Raw genomic sequence first — 13,431 nt, forward strand, 5'->3', positions numbered from 1 at the left:
CGGGGGGAGGTCTCCCCCCGTCAACGGAGAAGACAATAATGTTGATCGAAGTGAAAGTTCCTCAGCTGCCGGAATCGGTTTCCGAAGCCACCCTGATGTCGTGGCACAAGAAAGTCGGCGAGTTCGTCAACCGTGACGAAAACCTGATCGACCTGGAAACCGACAAGGTCGTGCTGGAACTGCCGGCCCCGCAAGCCGGTATCATCGTGAAACTGATCGAGCAGGACGGCAGCACCGTGACCTCGGGCCAGCTGATCGCCCAGATCGACACCGCCGCCAAGGCTGGTGACGCCGCTCCGGCCGCCGCCGAGGCCGCGCCCGCCGCTGCCGCCGCCCCGGCCGCGGTTGCTGCTGCACCGGGTGGGGCGGCCATGCCGTCCGCCGCCAAGCTGGCCGCCGAGACCGGCGTGAACCTGGCCGAAGTCAGCGGCTCCGGCCGGGACGGCCGCATCCTGAAGGAAGACGTTGCCGCGGCTGCCGCCAAGCCGGCCGCCGCTCCGGCCCAGTCCGGCCCGGTGGTTGCCGCCGCCGCTCCCGCGGCCGCCGTGGCGCTGTCGTCCACCCCGCCCGCCATCAACATCTCCGCCCTGACCTCCGGCCGTCCGGAACAGCGCGTGCCGATGTCGCGCCTGCGTCAGCGCGTGGCCGAGCGTCTGGTGCTCTCCCAGCAGACCAACGCCATCCTGACCACCTTCAACGAAGTCAACATGAAGCCGTTGATGGACTTGCGCAACAAGTACAAGGACCGCTTCGAGAAGGAACATGGCATCAAGCTGGGCTTCATGGGCTTCTTCGTCAAGGCTGCTGTTGCTGCGCTGAAGAAATACCCGATCGTCAACGCCTCGGTCGACGGCAACGACATCATCTATCACGGCTACTTCGACATCGGCGTGGCCGTGGGCAGCCCGCGTGGCCTGGTGGTGCCGGTGATTCGCAATGCCGACCAACTCTCCCTGGCCGAGATCGAGAAGCAGATCGCCGACTTCGGCAAGCGCGCCCAGGAAGGCAAGCTGACCGTGGAAGAGCTGACCGGCGGTACCTATACCATCTCCAACGGTGGCACCTTCGGTTCGATGCTGTCGACCCCGATCATCAACCCACCGCAGTCTGCGATCCTTGGCATGCACGCCACCAAGGAGCGCGCCGTGATCGAGAACGGTCAAGTCGTTGCCCGCCCGGTGATGTACCTGGCCCAGTCCTACGACCACCGCATCATCGACGGCCGCGAAGCCGTGCTGAGCCTGGTGGCGATCAAGGACGCGATCGAAGATCCGGCCCGTCTGCTCCTCGACCTGTAAGGTCTTTCTGCCCGGGAGCAGGTGCTCCCGGGGCATTACTGAATGTGCGTCACCGTTTCCCGAGGAGACGGTGATGCGGATCTGGCTTGGTCAACGACGGGCCGGACTCCGCGAAACAGGGGAATTCTCATGAGTCAGCAGTTTGACGTCGTCGTCATCGGCGGTGGTCCCGGCGGCTATGTGGCCGCCATCCGTGCGGCGCAGCTGGGCTTCACCACAGCTTGCGTCGACGCTTACAAGAATCCGGAAGGCAAGCCGTCGCTCGGCGGTACCTGCCTGAACGTCGGTTGTATTCCGTCCAAGGCGCTGCTGCAGTCGTCGGAAAACTTCCACGCGGTGCAACACGACTTTGCCAAGCACGGCATCACGGTCGAAGGCGCCAAGATGGACGTGGCCGAGATGCTCAAGCGCAAGGACGGCATCATCACCAAGAACGCTGGTGGTATCGCCTTCCTGTTCAAGAAGAACAAGGTCGCGAACATCCACGGCCTGGCTTCCCTGAAGGGCCGCCAGGGCGAGCGCTGGGTGATCGAGGTGAGCGACAACGGCGCCGTGGTCGATACCCTGGAAGCCACCCACGTCATCATCGCCACCGGTTCCAACCCGCGTCAGCTGCCGGGCACCCCGGTGAACAATGTCAACGTGCTCGACAACGCCGGCGCGCTGGCGCTGACCGAAGTGCCGAAGCGCCTGGGCGTGATCGGCGCCGGCGTGATCGGCCTGGAAATGGGCAGCGTGTGGAAGCGCCTGGGCGCCGAGGTGACCATCCTCGAGGCGCTGCCGACCTTCCTCGCCGCCGCCGACCAGCAGATCGCCAAGGAAGCGTTCAAGACGCTGACCAAGGATACCGGCCTCGACATCCAGCTCGGTGTGAAGATCGGTGAGATCAAGAACCGCCCGGGCAGCACCGTCACCGTCAACTACGAAGTGAATGGCGAAGCCAAGGTGGCCGAGTTCGACAAGCTGATCGTGTCGATCGGCCGCGTGCCGAACACCGCCGGCCTGGGCGGCGAGGCCGTCGGCCTGCAGATGGACGAGCGCGGTTTCGTGGTGGTGGACGATCACTGCCACACCAACCTGCCGAACGTCTGGGCCATCGGCGACGTGGTGCGTGGCCCGATGCTGGCGCACAAGGCGTCGGAAGAGGGCGTGGCCGTGGCCGAACGCATCGCCGGCCAGAAGCCGCACGTGGACTTCGGCGTGATCCCGTGGGTGATCTACACCTCGCCGGAAATCGCCTGGGTCGGCAAGACCGAAGAGCAGCTCAAGGCTGAAGGCATCGAGTACAAGAAGGGTACTTCCGGCTTCGCCGCCAACGGCCGCGCGCTGGGCCTGGGCCAGGCGCAAGGTACCGTCAAGGTGCTGGCCTGCGCCAAGACCGACCGCATCCTGGGCCTGCACATGATCGGCCCGATGGTGTCCGAGCTGGTGACCGAAGGCGTGGTGTCGATGGAGTTCAAGGCCGCCAGCGAAGACCTGGCCCGCATCGTCCATGCCCACCCGTCGCTGTCGGAAGTGGTACACGAGGCTGCCCTGGCGGCCGACAAGCGCGCGCTGCACGGCTGATCCGTCAGACGTCGTAATCCAGACCGCCCGCCTGGCGGGCGGTACAGAATCCCAGGCATAGCAAGGTGGGCCGCAAGGTCCGCCGACTATCCACCGAAAGGAAACCATAGATGAACCTGCACGAATACCAAGCGAAAGAGCTGCTGGCCAAGTACGGCCTGCCGGTGCAACAAGGCATTCTGGCTCACACGCCGGAAGAAGCCGCTGCCGCTTACGACAAGCTGGGCGGCAAGTTTGCCGTTGTGAAGGCCCAGGTCCACGCCGGTGGCCGTGGCAAGGCCGGTGGCGTGAAAGTGGTGAAGAGCCGCGAAGAAGCCGCCGAAGTGGCCAAGGCGCTGATCGGCACCAACCTGGTGACCTATCAGACCGACGCCGCCGGTCAGCCGGTCAACAGCGTGCTGGTGTGCGAAGACATGTACCCGGTACAGCGTGAACTGTACCTGGGTGCCGTGGTCGACCGCGGCTCCCAGCGCGTGGTGTTCATGGCCTCCACCGAGGGTGGCGTGGAAATCGAAAAAGTCGCCGAAGAAACCCCGGAAAAGATCATCAAGGTCGAAGTGGACCCGCTGGTCGGCATGCAGCCGTTCCAGGCGCGCGACACCGCCTTCGCACTGGGCCTGACCGGCAGCCAGGTGAATGCCTTCACCAAGCTGATGCTGGGCGCCTACGAAGCCTTCATGGCCAACGACTTCGCCCTGTTCGAAGTGAACCCGCTGGCCATCCGCGAGAACGGCGACCTGGCTTGCGTCGACGCCAAGATCAACCTCGACTCCAACGCCCTGTACCGTCACCCGGAACTGCTGGCCCAGCGCGACAAGTCGCAGGAGAACGAGCGTGAAGTGAAGGCTTCCGAGTTCGACCTGAACTACGTGGCGCTGGAAGGCAACATCGGCTGCATGGTGAACGGTGCCGGCCTGGCCATGGCCACCATGGACATCATCAAGCTGAAGGGCGGCCAGCCGGCCAACTTCCTGGACGTGGGCGGCGGCGCTACCAAGGAGCGAGTGATCGAAGCGTTCAAGCTGATCCTGGCCGACTCCTCGGTGAAGGGCGTGCTGATCAACATCTTCGGCGGTATCGTACGTTGCGACATGATCGCCGAAGCGATCATCGCCGCGGTGAAGGAAGTGAACGTGACCGTGCCGGTGGTTGTGCGCCTGGAAGGCAACAACGCCGAGCTGGGTGCCAAGCTGCTGGACGAATCCGGTCTGAAACTGACCTCCGCCCAGGGCCTGAACGACGCAGCCGAGAAGATCGTCGCTGCCGTTGCCGCTCTCTAATCACCCGCACCGCATAAGGATTTCAAAATGAGCGTATTGGTAAACAAAGACACCAAAGTGCTGGTGCAAGGTTTCACCGGCAAGAACGGTACTTTCCATGCCGAACAGGCCCTGAAGGTGGGCACCAAGGTCGTCGGTGGCGTGACCCCGGGCAAGGGCGGTTCCGAGCACCTCGGCCTGCCGGTGTTCAACACCATGAAGGACGCCGTTCGCCAGACCCAGGCCGATGCTTCCGTGATCTACGTGCCGGCAGCCTTTGCCAAGGATTCCATCCTGGAAGCCGTTGATGCCGGCGTGAAGCTGATCGTGTGCATCACCGAAGGCGTGCCGACCCTCGACATGCTGTACGTGAAGAAGGCCGTGGACGAAGCCGGCGTGCGTCTGATCGGCCCGAACTGCCCGGGTATCATCACCCCGGGTGAGTGCAAGATCGGCATCATGCCGTGGCACATCCACAACCCGGGCCGCATCGGCATTGTGTCCCGTTCCGGCACCCTGACCTACGAAGCCGTGGCGCAAACCACCGCCCTGGGCCTGGGCCAGTCGACGTGTATCGGTATCGGCGGCGACCCGATCCCGGGCACCAGCCACATCGACGCGCTGAAGCTGTTCCAGGACGATCCGGACACCGACGCCATCGTGATGATCGGTGAAATCGGCGGTACCGCCGAAGAAGAAGCGGCCGAGTTCGCCAAGCAGTACGTGACCAAGCCGGTGGTTGGCTACATCGCCGGCGTTACCGCGCCGAAGGGCAAGCGCATGGGCCACGCCGGCGCCATCATCTCCGGCGGCAAGGGCACGGCCGAAGAGAAGTTCAAGGCCTTCGAGCGTGCAGGCATCGCCTACACCCGCAGCCCGGCCGAGATCGGCAAGACCATGTTCGAACTGCTGAAGAGCAAGGGCATGATCTAAGTCGTTAAGACGGGTTGATCCAAGCAAAACGCCACCGGAAACGGTGGCGTTTTTTTCTTGCCGACGGCTATGGCGATGGACTGCCGTGCTGGGCCGAGGCTCGCTTCAGCGGGGCCGGTGCCATTCTCCCTTGCTGCTGAACGGCAGCGTGCCTAGGCCGTTGAGGCCCTGCAATTGACCGTTGATTTCGTAGTCGAGCGCGCTGTCCGGTCGCTCCAGCAGGCGACCGATCTGCTTCAGCCAGCGGCGGGTGCTGGTATGCAGCTCGACCTGGATCAGGCTGTCGCTCAGCGGGGGGACCTCGATGGCCTGGGGGCTCACGCCACGCGCCAGCTTTTCGCCGGCGACGGCCACGTCGAATACCAGCCCCTGCGCCGTCAGCGGACGGTTGTTGGGGTTCTGCACCCGCAGAGTCAGGGTGAAGGTCTGCTCGAACAGGGTGCTCTTGCCCGGCTGGATGTCGGCGATCGAGACCTCCGGCTTTTGCCAGGACAGGCTGGCGCAGGCGGTCAGCAACAGGGTGAGCAGCAACAGTTTCAGGATGCGCATCGGGTTTCCTCGCTTATTCCAGACTACCCAGCATATCGCGCGACATCTGGATCCAGGCGCGCGCGGCGTGTGACAGATAGACATCCTTTTGCCAGATCAGTGCCAGGTGCCAGATGATCTGTTGCTCGTCGAGCGGAATCACGTCGAACGGCCGGCCGTAGAGCCGGGCCGCCACGCTTTCCGGCAGCAGGGCGATGCCGAGCCGGGCCTCGACCATGGCGGCGATGAAGTCCCAGTGGGCGCTGCGCCCCGCGATGTTGATGGTTTTGCCTAGGCGGCGAAAGCCCTCGCTGACTAGGGTGGAGAGCGAGAAGTCCTCCGGGTAGAACACGATCGGCTCGTCGACGATGTCGGCCAGCTTGACGCTGCGCTTGCCGTGCCAGCGCGATTGGGCCGGGGCGACCAGGCAGAGGCGGTCGCGCACGAAGCTGAAGGTGTTGAATACCTGGCGGTCGACCGGCAGCACTGCCACACCGATTTCCAACTGGCCCGAGCGGATGTTGCTCTCGATCGAGCGTGCACCGTATTCGACCATCTTCAGTTCGACGTTGGGGTAGTGCGACCGGAACGCGCTGACCACCGGGGCGAAGAAGGCGCCGCCGACCATCGGCGGCAGGCCGACGATCAGTTCGCCGCAGGTAAGCGCCGACAGGTCGGAGAGCTCGGTTTTCAGGCGGGCCATCGCCGCCAGGACGTCTTGCCCGCGCTCATAGGCGACCTTGCCGGCGTCACTCAACTGGAAGCTGCGACCCTCGCGGATGATCAACTGCGTGCCCAGTTCTTCTTCCAATTGCTTGACCATCTTGCTGATGGTGGGCTGGGTGACGAACAGGGCGTCGGCGGCGCGGGTGAAGCTCTGGCGGCGCACCACTTCGATGAAATAACGCAGAGCCTTGATGTCCATGTTGGTGCATTCCAGAAATGAATGGCAGTGATAATTTTAATTCATTTCTAGAATGAATGGGGGCTGACTATACTACGAGCTCTCCCTGTGTGTTGTGTGTGTTGTGCAGCGGGAGGGTGTGTGGGGTTGGCACGGTTGATCGTCGCGAACCTTCCTCCACGCTGTGGGTCGATACCTGCCAGTGCTGTTGTCCTTCTGGGGCGTGCTTCAGCCGGACCAGCCTGGCAAGGTTAGACTTGAACGAATGTTGTTCTGGCCCAATCTCTCGGGACAGGACGGGTGGAATGTCCACCCTAAGGATCTGCGCATTGCCGTCATGCGGCGATGTGGTCAGTTACCGCAGGCGCTGCTTTGCGGGCGTTTTATTGTAGTTCCTCCATAAATGAGCGTTGTTAAGGCCGACCATCCCGTCGGCCTTCTTTTTTTCCTGCTCGGCACATAAAAAAACCGGAAGCTAGGCTTCCGGTTTCGTCATCGTCATGTCGCCAGGTGGGATCAGGTGGCCTTCGGATTGATCAGGATTTCCACGCGGCGGTTCTTGGCGCGACCTTCCACGGTGGCGTTGCTGGCGATCGGCTGGTTCTGGCCGTAGCCGACCGGATTGATGCGGCTGCCGGCGACGCCGCGCGATTGCAGGAAGCCGGCGACCGACTGGGCGCGGCGCTGCGACAGCGTCTGGTTGTAGGCCGGGTTGCCGGTGTTGTCGGTGTGGCCGGCCACGGTGATGGTGGTTTCCGGGTACTGGTTCAGCACGGTGGAGACGTCGGTCAGCGCGCTGCGCACGGAGGGCTGCAGGTCGGCGCTGTTGACGGCGAAGGTGATGTTGTCCGGCATGGTCAGCTTGATCTGGTCGCCGACACGGTCGACACCGACCTGGGTGTTGGCGAGCTTGTCGCGCAGCTGTTTTTCCTGGTAGTCCATGTAGGCGCCCACGCCGGCACCGACGATGCCGCAGCCCAGCGCCGCGTTGCGGGCGCCCTTGCTGCCATGGGTGGCCGCACCGGCGATGCCGCAGGCGGCGGCGGCGCCGAGGCCGTACATGGCGCTCTTGCTCATTTGGCTTTGCCCGGTCTGCGGGTTGGTGGTGCAGGCGGCGAGACCGACGCTCAGGGCGACGGCGGCGGTCAGCAGGGTTTTCGGTTGTTTGAACATGAGTGCCTCCACGAAGCAGATGTCAATAATGAGGGCAGGTGCCGCAAGGCGGCACCGCCGCAGGCTGGGCGGTCGACTTGCTCGGCGGATGAGGCCGCCGGCTCGGTCATGCCGCTGCCATGTCTCGGTCGGATTATAGCCGCGGAGGGGTGGGCAACCGCCGATTCTTAACATTTGTTAAAAAAACTCTTGGCAGAGCGTATCGCGTTGTGTTGGCGATCGGCTCTGCTGGGTAGAGCATGGCGTGGCGGGTGCGGGAGCGTGGAAGGGGCCGCGATCCTGACTTGACGGCAGACAGATCCCGGGTTGGCGGGCATAATCGAACAGCCGCGCAAGGGCGTTCATGGTATCGTCGGATGGCAGTAGACAGCGATTCTACTGTTGCACATAACAGATAGATAATGACCCAGGGAACACAGAAAATGACTGAAACGAGCACCCACCCGACGCAACGCGAGCTGGTGATGTCGGTCTTGATGATGCCGGACATGGCGAACTTCTCCGGCAACGTGCACGGTGGCGTGCTGCTGAAGCTGCTGGACCAGGTGGCCTACGCCTGTGCCAGCCGCTACGCCGGATGCTACGTGGTGACCTTGTCAGTGGACCAGGTGCTGTTCAAGCAGCCGATCCACGTCGGCGAACTGGTGACCTTCTACGCCAGCGTCAACCATGTCGGCCGCACTTCGATGGAGGTCGGCATCAAGGTGGTGGCCGAGGACATCCAGAAACGCACGGTGCGTCATACCAACAGCTGCTACTTCACCATGGTGGCGATGGAGCAGGGCAAGCCGGCAGCGGTGCCGCCGTTGTCGCTGGACACCGAGATCCATCGCAAGCGCTTCCGCGACGCCGAGATCCGCAAGCGCATGCGCATGGAAGCCGAGGCGCGCATGAACGAGGCGTTGTCCTGAGCAGAGGGGGGACACGCTCTTGAACGAGAACGAGAGGCTGCTTCGCTGTTAGAATCGGCCTCTTTTTCATGGTGAGTGCGCCGTGTTCGATCTGATTGCCGCCGACCCGCGTTTCTACGTCATCGCCAAGCACCCCGGCGCGAGCTTTCACCGCCAGGGCGACGAGGCCGGGCTGATGGAGGCATTGCGTGAGCAACTGGCCGACGATGCATTGTGGCCGGTGCACCGCCTCGATCGATTGACCTCGGGCTTGCTGCTGGTGGCGCGTTCGGCCGAGGTGGCGTCGTGCCTGGGGGACGCCTTCGCCACGCGCGAGGTGGAGAAGTTCTACCTGGCGCTGTCGGACCGCAAGCCGCAGAAGAAGCAGGGGCTGGTCAAGGGCGACATGGTCAAGGGGCGCGGCGGCGCCTGGCGCCTGCTGCCGTCGTTGGCCAACCCGGCCGTCACCCAGTTCTTTAGTTTCTCGTTGCAGCCCGGCCTGCGCCTGTTCATCCTGCGCCCGCACAGCGGCAAGACGCACCAGCTGCGCGTGGCGCTGAAAAGCCTGTCGGCGCCTATCCTGGGCGACGAGCTGTACGGCGGCACCCCGGCCGACCGGGGCTACCTGCACGCCTACTCGCTGGCGTTCACGCTAGAGGGGGAGCGTTTCCGTTTCGTCTGTCCGCCACGCCATGGCGAACACTTCACTTCAGAGACCTTGCAGGCCGCGCTGGCGAAGCCGGAATGGCAGCCCCAGGCGCTGCCCTGGCCGGTTCTTTAGCTCCCCAGCTTTGCCGCTTGGACGAACGGCAGCAGCGTGACGTCGTAGCGCTGGCAGTCTTCCTCGAAAGCGGGGCTCGCCAGGTAGCGGTATTCTTGCTGCCGTACTGAGGCGATCGGGTCGCCGGAATCGTTTGCCGGCAAGCCGGGATGACACATGATCAGGCTGCCGTCCGGGCAGTGCCTCAGCCAGCGACGCATCAGGCCCGGGAAATCCGCCTCCGCCGACAGTGAATACAGTCCGCCGAACCAGGATGGCGTGTGGTAGCCGCGACGTGCTGTCAGACCGGCGAAGCCGGCACACAGCACCTTGAGCACGATGCCCTTGCCCTGGCTGTCCCCTCCGTCGCCGAGCCGGTCCGGCGCACGCAGGTAGGGCTTGGCGGGCGCGCGCCAGCGCAACGCGATGGCGTCGAACAAGGCGTCACGCACCACCGGCAGGGCGTGCACGTGCTGGTGTCCGTCGAGGTAGGCCGGCAACCGGCCGAGCGCATCGGCAAAGGCGTCGATCTGGCGCAGCAGCACGTCGCACAACTGCCGACGCGACAGCAGACGCAGCTGGCTGTGCAGCAGCCAATGGCCGAGCGGTCGGGCGCCGTCGTCGAACGGGTGGGTCAGGTTGCAGTGCAGGCCGATATCGGCATGGTGGGCGTACGGTGATAGTTCGCTGGCCAGTGACGGCCACAGCGGCGACAGGCTGAACACGCTGGTGGCGCTCAGCCTCCGGCGCTCCAGCAGCGCGAGAATCCCGGCGCTGATGGCGGGCGACTGGGCGAAATCGTCGGCGCACAGCGTCAACCGGTGGCTCATGCCGACCGCTTTCCGGCAAAGGCCCACAGCTTGCTCAGCACGAAGGTGACCACGGCCACCAGCAGCAGTACCCGCAGCAGCGCGCTGCGGTAATCCAGCGGAGTGAAGCGCAGCAGCACGAAGTACAGCACCTCGTTCAAGGCGAAGCTCAGGCCGGCAACGCCGAAAAAGCGCGGCAGCGACTGGCGATGCGGGACATGCTGGGCCTGGAAGGTGAGCCGGCGATGCCCCCAGTAACTGACCTGGAACGCCAGCAGGAAGGCGACGATATTGGCGGCCAGCGGGGGCAGGCCGGCCGGCACCAGCCACAGGCTGACGATGACGAAGTGCGTCAGCATGGCGCTGATGCCGACGCAACCGAACACCACTAGCTCACGTGTCATGGTGGACTGCGCTCTCCGTGCCGGTGGGGGAGATGATGCGGCTAACGAGGTAGTTGGGCCGCTGCTTCACCTCGTCGAAGATCCGCCCGACGTATTCGCCCAAGATGCCGATCGACAGCAGCTGAATGCCGCCGAGAAAGGTCACCGCCACGGCCAGTGTCGGCCAGCCGGGCAGCGGGTTGCCGTAAACCAGGGTGCGGAACGCCTCATAGAAAGCATAGCCGATGGCCAACAGCGAGATTCCGCTGCCGATCACTGTCCAGATGCGCAATGGCATGGTGGAAAACGAGGTCAGCCCGGTCAGGCCGAGATCGAGCAGGCGCTTGAAGTTGAAGCTGCTACAACCGGCCCGGCGGGCGTTGGTATGGGTTTCCAGCCCGAGCCGGGTGAAACCGACCCAGTTGTACAGCCCCTTCATGAAGCGGTCACGCTCCGGCATGGCGCGCAGCGCATCGAGGATGTTGCGGTCCAGCACGCGGAAATCCTGGGTATTCTCCGGGATCTTCAGGCGCGAGCCGGTGTTGAGCAGGGCGTAGAACAGCCGGGTGAAGCAGCGCTTGGTGAGGCTCTCGCCATCTCGACTCGAGCGCACGCTGTACACCATGTCGTAGCCCTGGCGCCAGTGCGCGAGGAATTCCGGCACCAGCTCCGGCGGGTGCTGGAAGTCGCCGTCGATCAGCACCGCCACGTCGCCCCGGGCCTGGTTGACCCCGGCGGTCAGCGCGATTTCCTTGCCGAAGTTGCGCGACAACTGGATCAGCGTGACCGGTAGCGGAGACGTTTCATTCAGCACCTTTTCCACCGTGGCGTCGCGGCTGCCGTCGTCGACGACGATCAGCTCGTGACGGTAGCCGTGCTCCTCGAGCAGCCGGTGCAGCGTCTGCAGCTGCGGGACGATGTTGTCGGCCTCGTTGTAGGCCGGGATGATGCAGCTCACCAGCGGGTCGGCCGGCCGTTCGGCGGCATGCAGGCCGAGCAGGTAAGGGGGAACGTGATTTTCCTTCATATCGGCTCCGGCGGGCTCAGTGCGCTGGCAGACGCTCGCGCAGCAGCAGCGTCACGTCCTTCATGTTGCGAAAGCGGCCGATCTCCTCGAAGCCGGTGCGCACCGCGGGCGGCAGCTCGCCGACTTCCTTGGCGTCGACGGCGATGTAGTCCTGCGTGGCGTTGTGCAACAGCGCCTGGAAGCGTGCGGCGTCGGTGCTGCTGCGGGCGCGGCCGCCGGAATAGAATTCGGCAGAAAACTCGCGCCGGCGATCCCAGTACAGCAACTGGCTGGCCGTGCCGGGCTGCTGCTGTTGCCACGCCGCGATCAGTCTTTTCTGGCTGCGCCCGACCGACTCCGGCCACAACATGAAGGCGGCGGCGACCGCCAGCGTGATCACGCCGCTGACCATGGCCAGCCCCGGCAGCCAGCGGCCGCGCTGCGGCACATCGGCGCGTTGCCATAGTTCGGCGAACAGCAGCGCGAAACCGGGCAGCATCGGCAGCGAATAGGGCCAGATGATGTTGCCGGAGAGGCTGAAGAACAGCAGCGTCATCACGGCCACAAGGCCGCGTACAGCAGCCAGCCGTCCTGGTCGCGGCACAGGGCGGGCAGGCGGCGGCGCTGGCGCACGAGCCAGGGCCACATCGCCAGCGACCACGGCAGCAGCGCGCCGAGGGTGTAGAGCCAGATCATGCCGTGCGGGGTGGCGTGAGCGAAACCGTAGCGGTCGCCTTTCCAGCCCGGGTCGAGGAAGCGGGCGACGTGCTCGCCCATGATGAAATAATTCAGAAAGCCCGGTGTGCGCTGTTCCGCCAGCAGGTACCAGGGTGCGGCGATCAGCAGCGTCAGCAGCAGGCCGCTCAGCCACGGCAGGTGCTGCCACAAGGGCTTCCACTGCTGCTGGACGATCACCCAGAGCCCGATCGGCATGGCAGCGAGTACGATCGCAACCGGCCCCTTGGCCAAGAGGCCGAGGCCTAGGCCGGCAAAGAACAGATAGCCCCAGTGTCGGCTGCGTTCGCGCAGTGCACGCCAGAAGGCGACCTGGATCAGCGTGACGGAGAACATCAGCGCCGGGTCGGTCATCACCGTGCCGGCGGAAAGCAAGAACAGCAAGCCGCCGGACAGCACCAGGGTACAGGCCGTGGCGGCCTCGCGCCCGCTGCGCACTGCCGCCAGCGAGGTGGTCAGTGCCACGGTGCCGATGGCCAGCAGCAGGGCCGGCAGGCGGGCGGACAGCTCGTTCACTCCGAATACGCCCATAAAGGCGGCAGACAGCCAGGTGGACAGCGGCGGTTTGGCCCAAAACGGAATCTGGTAGTCGTGCCACAGCGTCACCCAGTTGCCGGTTTCCAGCATCTTGCGGGCGATCTCGGCGTAGCGGGCTTCGGTGGTGTCGTTGAGCGGGATCACGGCCATGGCGAGCAGCCGTATCGCCAGCAGTCCCAGCAAGACCAGGATGGCCTGGTGCTGCCAGCTGCGTCGGGCCGCGCACTTCAGCGCGCCACCGGGCAACGTTCGCAGGCCATCCGGGGCGGCCAGCCCGGTGGGAGTGGTCGAGAGTCTGTTCACGACTTTGTCGTGCATCTTGATGGGGCCTCCGGTCAAGGCTTGGGAGAATGAACAGCGGCTAGAATGCCGTCGCAGCCAGGATGACGTTATCGTGGTTCCCTTAAGGAATCCTGACGCGGCCGTGGCAATAGCGGTACAGGCGGGCGTCATCTTGCCGGCGGTTTGGGGCTGCGGCTTGCCCTCGCCGGGAGAGTGGAGTAGTCTCGCCCTGCCATCCGGCACCATTCTCAAGGTGATTCTCCAATGAACACGTTGGCTTGCTTGACCCGGGCAGGGGCCAACCGCAGCAGCCTGCCCATGAACTGGTACACCCTCGACGTTGTCCTCGCCGACGACTTCCCCCGCGC

14 protein-coding genes are annotated in these 13,431 nt (G+C 64.5%); 6 read left to right on the top strand and 8 right to left on the bottom strand.

Annotated features, from left to right (window positions below; all coding sequences use genetic code 11):
- Positions 1-38: 38 nt before the first annotated feature.
- The 4 genes from odhB to sucD all read left to right on the top strand — a co-directional run bounded on the left by odhB (position 39) and on the right by sucD (position 5,056).
- Positions 39-1,298 carry a 2-oxoglutarate dehydrogenase complex dihydrolipoyllysine-residue succinyltransferase gene (gene odhB / locus PSEMAI1_RS0104475; protein ID WP_024301711.1) on the top strand — a complete coding sequence of 420 codons (1,260 nt, stop codon included), beginning with the start codon at positions 39-41 and terminating at the stop codon, positions 1,296-1,298.
- 129 nt (positions 1,299-1,427) lie between these two features.
- A complete protein-coding gene (gene lpdA / locus PSEMAI1_RS0104480; protein ID WP_024301712.1) occupies positions 1,428-2,864 on the top strand; it encodes a dihydrolipoyl dehydrogenase in 1,437 nt (478 codons plus the stop codon).
- A gap of 110 nt (positions 2,865-2,974) precedes the next feature.
- Complete coding sequence (gene sucC / locus PSEMAI1_RS0104485) at positions 2,975-4,144, top strand: ADP-forming succinate--CoA ligase subunit beta (protein ID WP_024301713.1); 1,170 nt, start codon at positions 2,975-2,977, stop codon at positions 4,142-4,144.
- 27 nt (positions 4,145-4,171) lie between these two features.
- Positions 4,172-5,056: a succinate--CoA ligase subunit alpha gene (gene sucD, locus PSEMAI1_RS0104490; RefSeq protein ID WP_024301714.1), complete on the top strand. Its 885-nt coding sequence runs from the start codon at positions 4,172-4,174 to the stop codon at positions 5,054-5,056.
- Positions 5,057-5,161: 105 nt separating this feature from the next.
- On the opposite strand, the gene PSEMAI1_RS0104495 is transcribed toward sucD, so the two are convergent.
- From PSEMAI1_RS0104495 to PSEMAI1_RS0104505, 3 genes are all read right to left on the bottom strand, one after another.
- Positions 5,162-5,605: an LEA type 2 family protein gene (locus tag PSEMAI1_RS0104495; protein ID WP_024301715.1), complete on the bottom strand. Its 444-nt coding sequence runs from the start codon at positions 5,603-5,605 to the stop codon at positions 5,162-5,164.
- A 13-nt stretch (positions 5,606-5,618) separates the two neighbouring features.
- Positions 5,619-6,509 (bottom strand): LysR family transcriptional regulator, encoded by an 891-nt coding sequence (locus tag PSEMAI1_RS0104500; RefSeq protein WP_024301716.1) that lies wholly within the window; start codon positions 6,507-6,509, stop codon positions 5,619-5,621.
- A gap of 495 nt (positions 6,510-7,004) precedes the next feature.
- Positions 7,005-7,661, bottom strand: coding sequence for an OmpA family protein (locus tag PSEMAI1_RS0104505; protein WP_024301717.1), 657 nt, complete (start codon positions 7,659-7,661; stop codon positions 7,005-7,007).
- A 422-nt stretch (positions 7,662-8,083) separates the two neighbouring features.
- On the opposite strand from PSEMAI1_RS0104505, the gene PSEMAI1_RS0104510 reads away from it, so the two are divergent.
- Both PSEMAI1_RS0104510 and PSEMAI1_RS0104515 read left to right on the top strand, forming a co-directional pair.
- On the top strand, positions 8,084-8,572 hold the full coding sequence (locus PSEMAI1_RS0104510) for an acyl-CoA thioesterase (protein WP_024301718.1): 489 nt from the start codon (positions 8,084-8,086) through the stop codon (positions 8,570-8,572).
- An 82-nt stretch (positions 8,573-8,654) separates the two neighbouring features.
- Positions 8,655-9,332 (top strand): TIGR01621 family pseudouridine synthase, encoded by a 678-nt coding sequence (locus PSEMAI1_RS0104515; RefSeq protein WP_024301719.1) that lies wholly within the window; start codon positions 8,655-8,657, stop codon positions 9,330-9,332.
- Here PSEMAI1_RS0104515 and PSEMAI1_RS0104520 read toward each other — a convergent pair.
- The 5 genes from PSEMAI1_RS0104520 to PSEMAI1_RS22150 are packed head-to-tail and all read right to left on the bottom strand — an operon-like array spanning position 9,329 to position 13,084.
- The gene (locus tag PSEMAI1_RS0104520) at positions 9,329-10,141 is read right to left on the bottom strand and encodes a ChbG/HpnK family deacetylase (protein WP_024301720.1); all 813 of its coding nucleotides are present in this window, start codon (positions 10,139-10,141) and stop codon (positions 9,329-9,331) included. The genes PSEMAI1_RS0104515 and PSEMAI1_RS0104520 overlap by 4 nt on opposite strands.
- Positions 10,138-10,524 carry a GtrA family protein gene (locus PSEMAI1_RS0104525; RefSeq protein WP_024301721.1) on the bottom strand — a complete coding sequence of 129 codons (387 nt, stop codon included), beginning with the start codon at positions 10,522-10,524 and terminating at the stop codon, positions 10,138-10,140. Before PSEMAI1_RS0104525 ends, PSEMAI1_RS0104520 begins: the two co-directional genes overlap by 4 nt.
- Positions 10,514-11,530 (bottom strand): glycosyltransferase family 2 protein, encoded by a 1,017-nt coding sequence (locus tag PSEMAI1_RS0104530; protein WP_024301722.1) that lies wholly within the window; start codon positions 11,528-11,530, stop codon positions 10,514-10,516. Before PSEMAI1_RS0104530 ends, PSEMAI1_RS0104525 begins: the two co-directional genes overlap by 11 nt.
- A gap of 16 nt (positions 11,531-11,546) precedes the next feature.
- Entirely contained in the window at positions 11,547-12,065 is a 519-nt protein-coding gene (locus tag PSEMAI1_RS22145; RefSeq protein ID WP_232219832.1) for a hypothetical protein, read from the bottom strand.
- On the bottom strand, positions 12,065-13,084 hold the full coding sequence (locus PSEMAI1_RS22150) for a glycosyltransferase family 39 protein (protein ID WP_232219833.1): 1,020 nt from the start codon (positions 13,082-13,084) through the stop codon (positions 12,065-12,067). Before PSEMAI1_RS22150 ends, PSEMAI1_RS22145 begins: the two co-directional genes overlap by 1 nt.
- Positions 13,085-13,431 lie beyond the last annotated feature (347 nt).

The organism is Pseudogulbenkiania sp. MAI-1, from assembly GCF_000527175.1.
In the GTDB taxonomy this organism is placed as follows: domain Bacteria; phylum Pseudomonadota; class Gammaproteobacteria; order Burkholderiales; family Chromobacteriaceae; genus Pseudogulbenkiania.